This window comes from Salinicola socius (genome assembly GCF_001937195.1).
GTDB classification, from domain to species: Bacteria; Pseudomonadota; Gammaproteobacteria; order Pseudomonadales; family Halomonadaceae; genus Salinicola; species Salinicola socius.
Genome location: NZ_MSDO01000001.1, coordinates 158,063 through 171,606, shown reverse-complemented (window position 1 = coordinate 171,606; position 13,544 = coordinate 158,063). Strand labels below are relative to the sequence as shown.

The window sequence follows — 13,544 nt, the reverse complement described above, 5'->3', positions numbered from 1 at the left end:
CGAGGCGGATAAAAAAAGCCGCTGCGCAGGGCAACGGCAATCGATCGAAGAAACCATGTTACGAGATGCCTTCGGGCCTCTTTTCGGCAGGGTGTGTCCATGGAGCACTCCTGCTGGAGTGTTCCATGTACGTGGGATCAGAAGTTGTAACGTACCAACAGGTCGGTCTCGTCGTTGCTGTAGTCACTGTCGTCGACGTTTTTCGAGTCGTCGAACTTCTGTTCGAGCGCCAGGATCAAATTGTCGTCGAACAGCATCCACGCCGCGCCGGCGAGATAGAACGCGTTGCGGGCATCGGAGTCGCTATCTTCCAGCCGGTTGAGACCGGTATAGAGCTGTACCGTGCCGGGAACCTGACCCTTGACGTTGTAGAGCGCGACACCCTCGTAACCCCGCGCCTCGTCGACGATCCCGTCGCCGTTTTCGACTCCGCTGAAGTCGCCGTCACGAACCAGGTTGTGATATTCCCCGGCGGTCAGCGCGAAATACCAGTTCCCGGGCGTCCAGCGCGCGCCGAGCAGGGCGGCATCGACATTTTCGTCGGTGTTGTCGCCACCACGGAGTTCGCCATCGATATCGCTATGGGTGTAGGTCAAGCCCAGCGACAGGTCATCGCGCGGTTGGTAGACCGCCGCACCCTGGGCGGTGTATTTCCGATCCAGGCCGGTGAGGTTGCCGCTATAGCCCACGGAGCTGGGAACGTCGTCTCTCGAAGTCTGATAGAGCACACCCAGTGTCCAGTCTCCCCAGCTGTTCTTGTAGGAGATGGCATTATCGGGCCGGCCGTTGCCATCGAAGCCACCATCGCTGGAAGCGCCGCTGAACGAACCCTGCGCTGTCGCCCCGTTGTACCAGAACCAGTCGGTCCAGACGCCCACCATGTCGTACCACAGCGAGTACTGCTTGCCGACCAGAATGGTGCCGTAATCGTCATGGCTGACACCGGCATAGAGCAGTCGCTTGTAGTGTGCATCTTCGCCGTTCTCGTAGAAGGGATCGAAGCCCCACTCGGCGCGGGCGATCGATGACCAGCCGCCCTTGAAGTTGTGTTCATGAATCAGACGAACACGTGACCCGGCATTGGTCGGATCGTGATCGTCATGCACGTCATCGACGAAGCTGCTTCCCGCCGCGATACGGCCACTGAAGGTCACTTTGTCCTGGGTGGTTTCGTACAGCGTCAAGCCCAGTGCGGATTGACTGGCCACAAGCGTTCCGGTGGCGACGATACCCGCCAAGAAAGTTTTATTCATGGTAATGACTCTTACTGACTGTTTTTGTAGAAAGTGGTCATTCGTTTTATAAAACGAGTTCACTGGATTTATAAAAAGGTCGACTCGATTGATAAAAGCGCCACTTGATTGATGATCCGTGATCGCTCCAGCGATCAGTTGTTATCGGTGGCCTGACTATCGGCGAACTCTTCGAGCGACAGCTGACGGTCACTATCGACGTCAGCGGTACCGAAGGCACCCATCAGGTCAGAATTCGAGCGCGCTTCGCTGACATCGATGACGCCGTCACCATTGCTGTCGAGCGAGTTGAATTGCTCGACCACCGCTGGCGGTAAGCTCATTTCCAGCTTGCCACGATCGAAACTGCCAGCACCGTCACCCGCCGGGGTGTAGTTCTGACAACCTGCCAATGCCACGACGGCGGCGGTGAAGAGTCCTGTTGTTATGGACTTCATGTTCAAGAACATCTTGAGCTCCCTTGCAGGAGTGGGTTTTGGGGCTATTCCCCGCTTTTTAGCCGCAAGCGCCCTAAACAGGCGGCGTGAGGCGCCTGCGGCCAAATCTATTGTTATTGGATAGAGAAGGGCGCTAGGCCGCTTCGCTTTCCAGAAATGCCGCCTTGAGCAGTGCTTGAGTGTAGGGTTCTCTCGGATGGGTGAAGATATCCTCTACCGAGCCGTGTTCGATGACCCGCCCCTCCTTCATCACCATCACGTCGTCGGAGAGCGCGCGAACCACCGAGAGATCATGGCTGATGAAGAGATAGGTCAGGCCGTGCTTCTTCTGCAGATCCCGCAGCAGGTCGATGACCCGGACCTGAACCGAGCGGTCGAGGGCCGAGGTCGGTTCGTCGAGCAGCAGCAGCTCGGGCTTCAGAATCAGCGCGCGGGCGATGGCGATTCGCTGACGCTGGCCGCCGGAGAATTCATGCGGGTAGCGGTTGCGCATCGAGGGGTCCAGTGCGACCTCTTCCAGCGCGGCGATGACCTCAACCTCGCGCTGACGCCGATTCAGCGCCGGGTGATGCACCTTGAGGCCTTCACTGATGATCTCGCCCACCGTCAGGCGCGGTGAGAGCGAACCGAAGGGGTCCTGGAATACCACTTGCAGGCGCGACCGCAGCGGCCGCATCCCGGACTTGTCGAGCCCGGAAATATCGGTCCCTTCGAAGCGAATATCGCCCTTGGATTTCAGCAGCCTTAGCAGGGCTCGGCCTAGCGTCGACTTTCCCGAGCCGGACTCGCCGACGATGCCCAGCGTCTCTCCACGCCGAATGGTGAGGTCGATCCCCCGGACGGCTTCGAAGTACTGACTCTTGCCGAACAGACGCTTCTTGAGCGCGAAGCGGACCTTGATGTCGCGCCCGCTCATCAACACCGGCGCATCCGCCGGCGCCGGCTCCTTGCGGCCTCGCGGAATCGCGTCCAGCAGCATGCGGGTATAGTCGTGCTGGGGATTGTCGAATACCTCGAGGGTGCGGCCGCTCTCGACCACCTCGCCATAGCGCATCACCGCGACGTGATCGGCGAAGTGACGAACGATGCTCAAATCATGGGTAATGAACAGGATCGCCATGCCGTACTTGGCCTGCAGCGACTTGAGCAGGTCGAGGATCTGCGCCTGTACGGTGACATCGAGCGCCGTTGTCGGCTCGTCGGCGATCAGCAGCTTGGGCTCGCAGGCGAGCGCCATGGCGATCATCACCCGTTGACGCTGACCGCCGGAGAGCTCGTAGGGATAGCTATCGATGCGTCGTTCCGGCTCGGGAATGCCGACCTGGTTCAATAGCTCCAGGACGCGCTGGCGATTGGCCTTGCCGGTAAGCTGTTTGTGCTTGATCAGCACCTCGCCGATCTGGCGGCCGATGCGATGCAGCGGATTGAGCGAGGTCATCGGCTCCTGGAAGATCATCGAGATATCGTTGCCGCGCACGCGACGCATCCGCTTGGGGGTCACCTCGAGCAGATTTTCGCCATTGAAGCGGATCGCACCGGCGGTTTCGGCGAGGTCGGGAAGCAGACGCATCGCGGCGGTGGAAGTCACCGACTTGCCGGAACCGGATTCGCCGACCAGCGCCATCGTTTCGCCCTCGGCGATGGAGAAACTGACGTCCTTGACTGCGGTCACCGGTCCATTGGGCAGCTGAAACGTCACGCTGAGCTTGTCGATTTCGAGCAGGGATTGAGTCATCGATCAGTCCTTAACGCGTGCGCGGATCGAGGGCGTCGCGCAGCCCATCGCCCAGGAAGTTGAGACAGAACAGCGTCGCCGCGAGGAAGAATGACGGCACCAGCAACATCCACGGTGCGCTCTCCATCATGTCGACGCCTTCGGAGATCAGCACGCCCCAACTGGTCAACGGCTCCTGCACGCCGAGTCCCAGGAACGACAGGAAGCTTTCGAGCAGAATCACCTTGGGCACGGTCAGGGTGACGTAGATGATCACCGGTCCGATGGCGTTGGGGATCAGGTGGCGGGTGACGATCTTGGTATCGCGAACGCCGAGCGCATGGGCGGCCTCGATGAACTCGCGACGTTTCAGCGCCAGGGTCTGGCCGCGCACGATGCGCGCCATGTCGAGCCACTCCACCGCACCGATGGCGGCGTAGATCAGGAAGATGTTGCGCCCGAACACCACCATCAGCAGGATCACCAGGAACATGAACGGCAGCGAATACATGATGTCGACGAAACGCATCATGACGTTGTCGACGCGGCCACCCAGATAGCCCGAGATGGCGCCATAGAGCACCCCGATCACCAGGCTGACGAAGGAGGCGACCAGTGCCACCGATAGCGAGACACGCCCGCCGTAGAGCACCCGGGTGAGCAGGTCGCGGCCGTTGGCGTCGGTACCCAGGTAGTGGGCGCCCTCAAGCGCAGGGCCGGTGCCGAAGGCATTCCAGTCGACCTCGGCCAGCCCCCACGGCAGCAGCCACGGGCCGACGATGCAGACCACGATGATCGCGATCAGCAAGGCCAGGCTGGCCATGGCAGCGCGGTTCTGGGAGAGCCGCCGCCAGGCGTCGCGGGCCAGGCTTTCACCCATAGGGGCGGCGCCCGCCTCCGGCTCCGGCGCGCGGGGCGGATTGGGGCCGCCGGCGGGCAGCGGAGCACCATGGGATTGTTCGCCGCTGTAGGGCTTGGATTCAGACGTCATTGGCGCCCTCCCCGGTGGCACGAATGAATGGAGTCGAGGCTCGGTCGTTGTTCATGAGGCGGTTATTGTTCATGGGTCAGTCGTCGTAGCGAATTTGGGGATCGAGCGCGGAATAGAGCAGATCGACGATCAGATTCATCAGCACGATCAAGACGCCGTAGAAGACCACGGTACCCATCACCAGGGTGTAGTCGCGGTTGAGCGCCCCCTGCACGAAGTAGCGGCCGATGCCGGGGATGCCGAAGATCTGCTCGATCACCACCGAACCGGTGATGATTCCGGCGATGGCCGGTCCGAGATAGGACATGACCGGCAGCAGGGCGGGGCGAATGGCGTGGCGCCAGATCACTTCGCCCTCGTTGAGACCCTTGGCCCGCGCGGTACGGATGAAGTGGCTACCCAGTACTTCGATCATGCTGGCGCGCATCATCCGCGCGATATAGGCGATCTGCTGGATCGACAGCGCCACCACCGGCAGCACCAGGTTGGGCAGGGCGCCGCCGTTCCAGCCGCCCGCCGGCAGCCAGCCCAGCAGGACGCCGAACACCAGCGCGAAGATCGGCGCGATCACGAAGTTGGGTACCGCGATGCCGGTCAGCGCCGTGCCCATGACCACGTAGTCCACGGTCGAATTTCGCCTGATCGCCGCCGCGATCCCCAGCGGTAACCCGATGATCAGTGCCAGCAGGATCGCCAGCCCGCCGATCTCCAGACTCACCGGGAAGCCCTGGGCTATCAGCTCGGTGACGGAGAAGTCCTTGTACTTGAACGACGGCCCGAAATCGCCCTGGAGCAGGTTGCCCATGTAGCGCAGATACTGCATCGGCAGCGGCTCGTCGAGATGGTAGGCCGCCATCAGGTTGGCTTCGATCTCCGGCGGCAGCTGGCGCTCGCCGTCGAACGGCCCGCCCGGTGCCACCCGCATCAGGAAGAACGAGATCGTGATCACGATCAGCAACGTGGGAATCGCCTGCAGCAGGCGCTTGAGGGTGTAGATCAGCATGCGGAATCACCTGAGCCTGGACGCAGCGGCGTATTAGAGAGAATCATTGCTCGCTCTCCTGGAGATAGCGCAGCGGGTGAACGTCCATCGGGTTGCTTTCCCAGCCCTGAATGTCGGGCGAGACCAGATGGACGGAGACATAGTCGTAGAGTGGCAGCAGCGCGTAGTCGTCCAGCAGTCGCTGCTGGGCACGGGTCATCAACTGGCGGCGTTTCTGCGGATCGAGCTCCGCTGTGCTGGCGGCGACCAGCGCGTCGTACTCCGCATCGTGATAGCCGCTGCTCCGGCTGGCCGAGCCGTTGTCGGCGTAGGCATTGAGAAAATCGAACGGATCGTTGATGGTCGCCACCATGCCGTAGCGCGCGACTTCGAAATTGCCTTCGCGAATGGTGGCGTAATGCACGGCGGCCTCGGAATTGATCAGCTCGACTTCCACGCCCAGCGGCTTCCACATCGCGGCCACGGCCACCGCGATCTTCTTGTGATCCTCCAGCGTGTTGTAGTTGAGTCGCAGACGTAGCGGATGGTCGGGGCCGTAGCCCGCTTTCTGTATCAGTGCCTTGGCGCGTGCCATGCGCTCGTCCATCGGCATGTCGGCGAAATCCAGCTCGCCTTGCGGCGCGTTGGCGGTGTTGCGGGGCACGTACCAGAACGAGGGTGTCTGGCCCTGACCCAGAATCTGGTCGGTAATGACGTCGCGGCGGACTGCCAGGTTGAGGGCTTCGCGGACGCGTTTATCTGCCAGTGGCTGGCCGTCGTGGAGGTTGAACATGTAGAAATATTCGGCGGTCAGCGGCCCGACCCGAAGCGCGTCGCCGAGGTTCTCCCGCGCCCAGGCAAAGCGCGACGACGGCACGCTGGAATAGGCGATGTCCATCTCGCCGGTGCGGAAACGGTTGAGGGCCGAGCCGGCATCGTCGATGGGATAGAAGGTAGCCTTGTCCACCTCGACGCTGTCGGCGGCATGGAAATGCGGATTCTTCTCCACCACGATGCGCGACTGCGGTTGCCACTCACTCAGCGTGAAGGCGCCGCTGGAAACGGTGTTACCCGGCTGCACCCAACCCGCGGCCTTGGCGATGACGTGTTCGGGAAGCGGCGCCGCTTCTGTCATCGCCAGCGCCTGCAGGAACCAGGCGGTGGGCTGGGACAATCGGATGCGCAGCGTATGCGAATCGACGGCTTCGACCCCGAGGGCGTCGGCACTCTTGTCACCGGCATTGATCGCCCGGGCGTTGACGATGGGGTAGTAGAGATTGGCGTTCTGGTTGGCGATCGCCGGATCGAGCACGCGACGCAGGGCGAAGACGGCGTCCTCGGCAGTGATCGGCTCGCCGTCGGACCACTCGGCGTCGCGCAGATGGAAAGTGTAGGTCTTGCCGTCGTCGCCGACTTCCCAACGATCGGCCAGCCCCGGGACCAGGCTGCCATCCTTGGCGTAGGTGACCAGGCCCTCGAACAGCGCGCGGGTGATGCGTGTCTCCCAGGTGCCGCTGGTCTTCTGCGGATCGAGGGTGCCCGGCTCGGCACCGTTGGCGATATTGACGCTGAAGGCCTGCGCCGGGATGGCGAATGCAGCCAGCGTGATGCCGCCCAGCGTGGCAAGTAGGTGGCGCGAGATCTTGCTGCAGGGTTTCGAAATCATCTTGTCATGCTTCCCTCGGCCGCCGGTCGCAACGATCGTACGATCCGGCGGCATTGGTGATTCGAGTTGTTATGTCGTCAGTCCGCTTTTAACGAAAACCAGCGCGACAGATGCCGGTTGAGCGCGTTGTCCTCCCATCCCTCCAGCTTGGGATTGACCAGATTGCGCGAGACGTCGACGTAGATCGGTGCCACCGCGTAGTCGGACAGCGCCTGCTGTTCGGCCTGCTGCAGCAGTTTCTGTCGGGCCGCCAGGTCGGTTTCGCGACTGGCCTTGGTCATCAGCTCGTCGAAGGGCTGGCTCTTGTAGCCACCGTAATTCTTGGGCGAGTCGCTCTGCAGAATGCCGAGGAAGTTGCTGGCGTCGTCGAAGTCGGCGACCCAGCTGCCGCGTCCGACGTCGAAGTTGCCTGCGGCGAGCTCGGCGTAGTGCACGGCGCCTTCGGCATTGATCAGCTGCGTCTCGACGCCCAGCGGCTGCCACATCGCGGCCAGCGCCACGGCGATTCGCTTGTTGGCCTCGGTGGTGGAGTAGCGCAGGGTCAATTCGAGCGGGTGGTCGGCATCGTAGCCGGCCTCATCGAGCAGGCCCTTGGCCTCGGTGACTCGGTCGTCCATCGCCTGATCGAGGCCGGGCATGGTCTGGGCATCGTAATGGCCGACGCCATCGGGCACGAAGCCGCTGGCCGGGGAGACGACGCCGCCCATGATCTTGTCGGCGATGACGTCCCGGCGAATCGCCAGGTTGAGCGCTTTCCTGACACGCTTGTCGGCGGTCGGGTGGCCGTCGCGCTGGTTGAGGGCGAAGTAGTAGTTGGCCAGCTGCGGGGCGAGATGCACGGCGTCGGGCAGGTTCTCCTGCAGCCACTGATATCGATCCGGCGAGAAGTCGCGGACGATGTCGAGGCCGCCGGCGCGGAAGCGCTGCAGGCCGGCGCTGCGATCCTCGACCGGATAGTAGTCGACACCCTCGAGCGCGACGTCGTCGACGGCATGGAACTCGGCGTTCTTGCGCGCCGCGATATGATCGTGGGAGACCCAGCTTTTCGGGGTGAAGGCACCGTTGGTGGCGATATGGTCCATCTGGGTCCAGTCGTCGCCATACTGCTCGACCAGATGCGAGGGCACCGGAGACGCGGCGATATGCGCCAGCAGCGTCGGAAAGTAGGGCGTTGGCTGGTTCAGGGTGATCTTCAGCGTCTTGGCGTCGATGGCTTCGACGCCGAGTTCTGGGGCGTCCTGCTCGCCCTTGGTGTGCGCTTCGGCGCCGCGAATGGGATAGAACAGGCTGGCGTAGACGGCGCCGTTGGCCGGATCGAACAGACGCTGGAAGGCGAGCACGAAGTCCTTGGCAACCACGGGTTCGCCGTCCGACCAGTTGGCGTCGTCGCGGAGCTTGAAGGTGTAGACGGTGCCATTGTCGCTAATGTCCCAGCTGCTGGCTGCGCCGGGGATGTACTCGCCGCCCGGATTCAACGTCACCAGGCCCTCGAACAGGTCGCCGAGGACGTCGTTCTCCCAGGTGGTACCGCCGATCCGGGCGGTATCCAGTGATGCCGGTTCGCCCTGGATGCCGATATTCAGCGTGGCGGCCCGGGCGGTGTCGACGGACAGGGATGTCGCAAGGCTCACGGCCGCGAGCAGGGGAAGGACGAGCCTGGCGGTTCTTCGATGTGAGCCGTATCTGGGCTGTGTACGCATGATCGAGTCCATCCGTTGTTGAGCGTTTGTTATTGCCGGGGCTGCTGGCGCCTTCGCCGGTTTTGGCGACCCCGTCTCGATCTTAAGTCTTCATGTTCCCGCTGGAACAGTTCCTGCGGGAATCACCGTTCCCGGATCGCCCGGGTCGAGATAGCGACGCACGGCGCAGAGCTCCGTTTCATAGCGACTACCCGAAAGTCGACGGCATTCGATACGCGCATTGTTGGTGGGCGAGTGCAGCATGCGGTCCTCGCCGAGGTATAGCGCGACATGATCGACGACCAGCCGGCCCTGGTCGTTGGGCTTCTCGAAAAACAGCAGATCGCCGGAGCGCCGCTCGTCGAGCTCGACCGGCTGACCCGTCTTGACCTGATCGTGGGCGTCGCGAGGCAGCGCGATGTCGATGGCGGCGAACAGGCTGTGAACCAGCCCTGAACAGTCGTAGCCGAAGCTCGAGTTGCCGGCCCACAGATAACGCAGTCCATCGAATCGTCGACCCAGCATTTCCAGGGTGGCCGCGGTAGCCGGAAAAGCGTCGCCCGGTAACTGGACGCTGTCGCGTGGCAACCAGCCGCGTCCCAGCGAGGTCTTCACCCACACTCGCGAGCCTTCGCGGGCCTTGGCGTTGTCTCCCGGTTCGGCCAGTTTCAGCCGAGTCAGAAAACTCAGTTTCAGCGAGCGTTCCTGGGGCAGACCCTGGAGCCAGGCGACGGGAGCCATCACCACCACCGACTCGGCATCGGCCGGGCAGCCCTCTGCCTCGACGAGCTGCGTCGCCGGAATCCAGCCGGGGTAGCCGCGCTCGTCCAGCGAGGACCGCTGGCTCGGGACCACCACCCGATTCCAGTCGTTGCCCTGGCTGTCCCGCTGGCGTTCGAGCACCTCGACCGGCGTGTCCAGCAGGACCTGCGTGGCGAGCCGCTTCTCCTGGCACAGGGCAAGACGGGTGTCGTCGTCCAGATCGGCCAGCCACTGCTCCAGCAGCACCGGGTCGGCCAGCGCCGGGGAGTCGATGGCTCTCGGCGCTTCGGGGGATGTCCACAATCCGGCGACGGCAACACCTACGCAACTCACGTCAAGTCTCGCTGAGCGTCATTCACGCGATTACTCCGTGAAGTGAACCCAGCGGGACGGATGATCGTCCTCGACGTTGTCTGCCCAGCCTTCGAGCTTCGGGTTCACCAGATTGCGGGTGACGTAGGTCAGCATGGGAATGAACGCATAGTCGTTCAGGGCCACGTTCTCCGCTTTCTCGAGCAGCTTCTCGCGGGCATCCAGATCCAGGGTCTGAGCCGCCTGGTCCATCAGCTTGTCGTACTCGGGGTTGGAGTAGGCGCCGTAGTTGTTGCCGACACCGGTGTGCAGCAGGGTGAGGAAGTTCTCGGCATCGTCGTAGTCGGCGATCCAGCCGGCACGCGCCACATCGAAGTCACCTTGCTGAATGGTCTGGTAGTGGACGGTCGCTTCGGAGTTGATCATCTGCACGTTGACGCCCAGCGGCTTCCACATGGCGGCAACGGCGATGGCGATCTTCTTGTGCTCGTCACTGGTGTTGTAACGCAGGCGTAGATCCAGCGGGTGATCCGGCCCGTATCCGGCTTCCTTCAACAGTTCCTTCGCCTTGGCCATGCGCGCGTTCATGTCGTCACTGCCGAGATCCATCTGCTGGACGTCGTAGTGGCTGGTGCCCGGCGGGACCATGGCAGTCGAGGCCTTGAAGCTGCCGGCCATGATCTGCTCGGAGAGCACGTTGCGACGGACCGCCAGGTTGAGCGCTTCGCGCACGCGCTTGTCGGCGGTGGGGCTGCCCTCGCGGTTGTTGAGCACGTAGTAGTAGGAGCCAAGATATGGGCTCATGTGGGTGGCGTCGGGGAGGTTCTCGGTCAGCCACTGGTAACGGCTGGAGGGATATTCTCGCAGCACGTCCAGCTCGCCGGCGCGGAAGCGCGAGATGCCGGCGTTGCGATCTTCCGTGGTGAAGTAGTTGACGCCGTCCAGGGAGACATCGTCGGCATCGTAGTAGGTCGAGCTCTTCTCGACGCTGATCTTCGACTGCGAGACCCAGTCCACCGGCTTGAACGCCCCGTTGGTGGCGATGTGGTCGAGCTTGACCCAATCCTTGCCGTACTCGTCGACCAGGTGCTTGGGTACCGGGTAGGAGGTGTAGTGGGTCAGCAGTTGCGGGAAATAGGGCGTGGCGTGGTTGAGCGTGACCTTGAGCGTCCTGCCGCCATCGAGAGATTCCGCTCCCAGCGTGTCCGCGGCCTTGTCGCCGGTGTTGATCGCTTCCGCGTTGACGATCGGATAGAGCATGTAGGCGTACTTGGAGGCGTTCTCCGGCGCCAGCAGATGCTGCCAGCCGAACACGAAGTCCTCGGCTGTGACCGGCTCGCCGTCGGACCATTTGGCGCCTTCACGCAGTTGGAAGGTGTAGGTCTTGCCATCGTCGGAGACCTCCCAGTCTGTCGCCATGCCCGGCAGCAGCTCGCCATCCGGCGACTTCTTGAACAGCCCTTCGTAGACGTCCATCAACACCTGGGATTCCCACACGCCGCCGGAAACCTGCGAGGTATCGAAGGAGGCGAGCTCGCCCATGACGCCGATGTTGAGTGTCTCGGCCAACGCCGGCGATGCCATCAGCGAGGTGGCCAGCGCCAAAGCACTGAGCGGAAACAGCGTGCGGGGGAGGGACGTCTTCGACATGGATGGAGCACTCCGGCTTGTTGTTGTGAAACATTTCGTTGTGAAACATTCGTGGTGGAAATCTTTACGGGGCAGCGCCGAGAAGGAGCCGATCCGAATGCGTTCCCGAGCGATGGCCGGTATGGCCCGTAGATTCAATGCAGTACCTTCGCGCGAACCTCATGAGCCGTCTAATTCAAATGCTCGATGGCCTGTTTCATTTCACGCATAGAGGACCGCAAAGGCGGCGGATACGCCACCTTTGCCTTGCATTCGATCCCCGTTAGACGTTGGTCTATTCACTCTGGCAGATCGACCCAGCGCGAGGCGTGCATATCCAGCGCGTTGTCTTTCCAGCCTTCGACTTCGGGATCGACGAGGTTGCGCGAGCTATAGGTATAGATCGGGGTCAGCGGATAGTCGGCCAGGGCCAGCGCTTCGGCCTGGGCCATCAGCTTGCTGCGTTTGGCCGGGTCCTGCTCGGCGTCCGACTGGGTGATCAGCCGATTGTAATCGGCATCCTGGTAGCCGCCGTAATTGTTGGTCTCCGCCGACAGCAGCTGCAGGAAATTCTGAGGATCATCGTAGCTGGAGATCCAGGCGGCGCGGGCGACCTGGAAATCGCCCTCCATCAGATCGGCGTAATGGACGTTGGCTTCGGTATTTCTGAGTTCGACGTCGACTCCCAGCGGTTTCCACATGGCTGCCACGGCCACCGCGATCTGGCGATGCTCGTCGCCGCTGTTGAAGCGCAGCGTCAGTTCGAGCGGCTTGTCCGGGCCGTAGCCGGCTTCCTGCATCAGCGACCTGGCCTTGGCCAGTCGGCTGTCCATGTCGTCGTCGAGGCCCGGCTGGGACTGGGCCTCGTAGTCGCTGGTACCCGGGGGAACGAGAGAGGTCGCCGGCTCGACACCGCCTTTCAGCAGCTGCTTGGCGATCACGTCGCGACGAATCGCCAGGCTCAGCGCCTCGCGGACGCGCTTGTCGGCGACCGGGGAGCCGTCGCGAAGGTTGAACACGTAGTAGTAGGTGCCCAGTGACGGGAACAGGTGGGTGGCGTCCGGCAGGTTTTCCGACAGCCGTGGATACTGCGCCGCCGGGTAGTCGCGCAGGATATCGAGCTCGCCGGCGCGGAAGCGCTGGATGCCGGCGTTCTTGTCCTCCAGCGGATAGTAGTCGACGCCGTCCAGGCTGACGTTGTCGGCATCATGGAAGTTCGGGTTCTTGACCGTTTCCAGCTCGGTGTTGGAGACCCATTTCACTGGCTTGAACGCCCCGTTGACCGCGATATGCGACGGATCGCTCCAGTCATCGCCGAACTCGTCGACGACGTGCTTCGGGATCGGGTAGGCGAACGGCAGCACCAGCGTCTTGAGGAAATAGACGGTAGGGGCGTTCAAGGTGATCCTGAGCGTCCTGCCGTCGTCCAGGGACTCGACACCCAGTGAATCGAGCGGCTTGTCACCGGCGTTGATCGCCTGAGCGTTGACCACTGGATAAAGGCGATGCGCGTAGTTGGAAGCCGTCTCGGGATCGACCTGATGACGATAGGCGTAGACGAAATCATCGGCGGTCAACGGTTCGCCATCGGACCATTCGAGATCGTCGCGAAGGTGAAAGGTGTAGATCTTGCCGTCAGCGGAAATATCCCAGCTTTCGGCGGCACCGGGGATGATCTGGCCGTCGGCATCGATGGCGATCGGGCCTTCGAAGATATCCCGCAGGACGTCCTCTTCCCACACGCCGCCGGTGATCTTGGCCGGGCTCAGCGAGGCGGGATCGCCGGAGATGCCCACCTGTAGCGTGGCGGCCTGAAGCGGCAGGGCGGTCAAGCTGGCGGCAAAACCGATAGCGGTGGCAAGTCGGGTCGGTATCATGGAAGCGCTATCCCTCGAATGAGTGTTGAGTCGAACGCGTATCGATGACGCGCGATTTTTCCAACCTTAGCGCATAGCGTCATCCCGCACAGCGCTTTGAGGTTGCCCGTGGCGCGCGGGATGACGCTATGGCGCCATTTGGCTACAATGAGCGCCCTTTTGGGGCGTTCTCTCGATTCGGTTTCCGGCTCACGCTTTTGTCGGCTCGGGGGAGCGCCCGTGGCTACGTTGGCAGGAACCCC

At 62.5% G+C, this 13,544-nt stretch carries 10 protein-coding genes; all 10 read right to left on the bottom strand.

Annotated elements, in window-relative coordinates; all coding sequences use genetic code 11:
- Nucleotides 1–137: 137 nt before the first annotated feature.
- Complete coding sequence (locus BTW07_RS00760) at nt 138–1,253, bottom strand: porin (protein ID WP_075568234.1); 1,116 nt, start codon at nt 1,251–1,253, stop codon at nt 138–140.
- Nucleotides 1,254–1,387: 134 nt separating this feature from the next.
- Nucleotides 1,388–1,702: a hypothetical protein gene (locus tag BTW07_RS00755; protein ID WP_075568233.1), complete on the bottom strand. Its 315-nt coding sequence runs from the start codon at nt 1,700–1,702 to the stop codon at nt 1,388–1,390.
- Between the two features lie 121 nt (nt 1,703–1,823).
- Nucleotides 1,824–3,425, bottom strand: a complete 1,602-nt coding sequence (locus BTW07_RS00750; RefSeq protein ID WP_075568232.1) for an ABC transporter ATP-binding protein — start codon at nt 3,423–3,425, stop codon at nt 1,824–1,826.
- A 10-nt stretch (nt 3,426–3,435) separates the two neighbouring features.
- Nucleotides 3,436–4,284, bottom strand: coding sequence for an ABC transporter permease subunit (locus tag BTW07_RS00745; RefSeq protein WP_244158289.1), 849 nt, complete (start codon nt 4,282–4,284; stop codon nt 3,436–3,438).
- A 187-nt stretch (nt 4,285–4,471) separates the two neighbouring features.
- Entirely contained in the window at nt 4,472–5,398 is a 927-nt protein-coding gene (gene oppB, locus BTW07_RS00740; protein ID WP_075568230.1) for an oligopeptide ABC transporter permease OppB, read from the bottom strand.
- Nucleotides 5,399–5,441: 43 nt separating this feature from the next.
- Complete coding sequence (locus tag BTW07_RS00735) at nt 5,442–7,043, bottom strand: peptide ABC transporter substrate-binding protein (protein ID WP_075568413.1); 1,602 nt, start codon at nt 7,041–7,043, stop codon at nt 5,442–5,444.
- A 77-nt stretch (nt 7,044–7,120) separates the two neighbouring features.
- Complete coding sequence (locus BTW07_RS00730; RefSeq protein WP_244158280.1) at nt 7,121–8,674, bottom strand: peptide ABC transporter substrate-binding protein; 1,554 nt, start codon at nt 8,672–8,674, stop codon at nt 7,121–7,123.
- Between the two features lie 159 nt (nt 8,675–8,833).
- Nucleotides 8,834–9,817: a C40 family peptidase gene (locus BTW07_RS00725; protein ID WP_075568229.1), complete on the bottom strand. Its 984-nt coding sequence runs from the start codon at nt 9,815–9,817 to the stop codon at nt 8,834–8,836.
- 30 nt (nt 9,818–9,847) lie between these two features.
- Entirely contained in the window at nt 9,848–11,446 is a 1,599-nt protein-coding gene (locus BTW07_RS00720) for a peptide ABC transporter substrate-binding protein (protein WP_075568228.1), read from the bottom strand.
- A 278-nt stretch (nt 11,447–11,724) separates the two neighbouring features.
- Entirely contained in the window at nt 11,725–13,302 is a 1,578-nt protein-coding gene (locus BTW07_RS00715; protein ID WP_075568227.1) for a peptide ABC transporter substrate-binding protein, read from the bottom strand.
- Between the last annotated feature and the right edge of the window lie 242 nt (nt 13,303–13,544).

Excerpts from the sequence above, each read along its gene's own strand:
- BTW07_RS00760 (WP_075568234.1), bottom strand. The coding sequence starts at position 1,253 with ATGAATAAAACTTTCTTGGCGGGTATCGTCGCCACCGGAACGCTTGTG.
- BTW07_RS00755 (WP_075568233.1), bottom strand. The coding sequence starts at position 1,702 with ATGTTCTTGAACATGAAGTCCATAACAACAGGACTCTTCACCGCCGCC.
- BTW07_RS00750 (WP_075568232.1), bottom strand. The coding sequence starts at position 3,425 with ATGACTCAATCCCTGCTCGAAATCGACAAGCTCAGCGTGACGTTTCAG.
- BTW07_RS00745 (WP_244158289.1), bottom strand. The coding sequence starts at position 4,284 with ATGGGTGAAAGCCTGGCCCGCGACGCCTGGCGGCGGCTCTCCCAGAAC.
- oppB (WP_075568230.1), bottom strand. The coding sequence starts at position 5,398 with ATGCTGATCTACACCCTCAAGCGCCTGCTGCAGGCGATTCCCACGTTG.
- BTW07_RS00735 (WP_075568413.1), bottom strand. The coding sequence starts at position 7,043 with ATGATTTCGAAACCCTGCAGCAAGATCTCGCGCCACCTACTTGCCACG.
- BTW07_RS00720 (WP_075568228.1), bottom strand. The coding sequence starts at position 11,446 with ATGTCGAAGACGTCCCTCCCCCGCACGCTGTTTCCGCTCAGTGCTTTG.
- BTW07_RS00715 (WP_075568227.1), bottom strand. The coding sequence starts at position 13,302 with ATGATACCGACCCGACTTGCCACCGCTATCGGTTTTGCCGCCAGCTTG.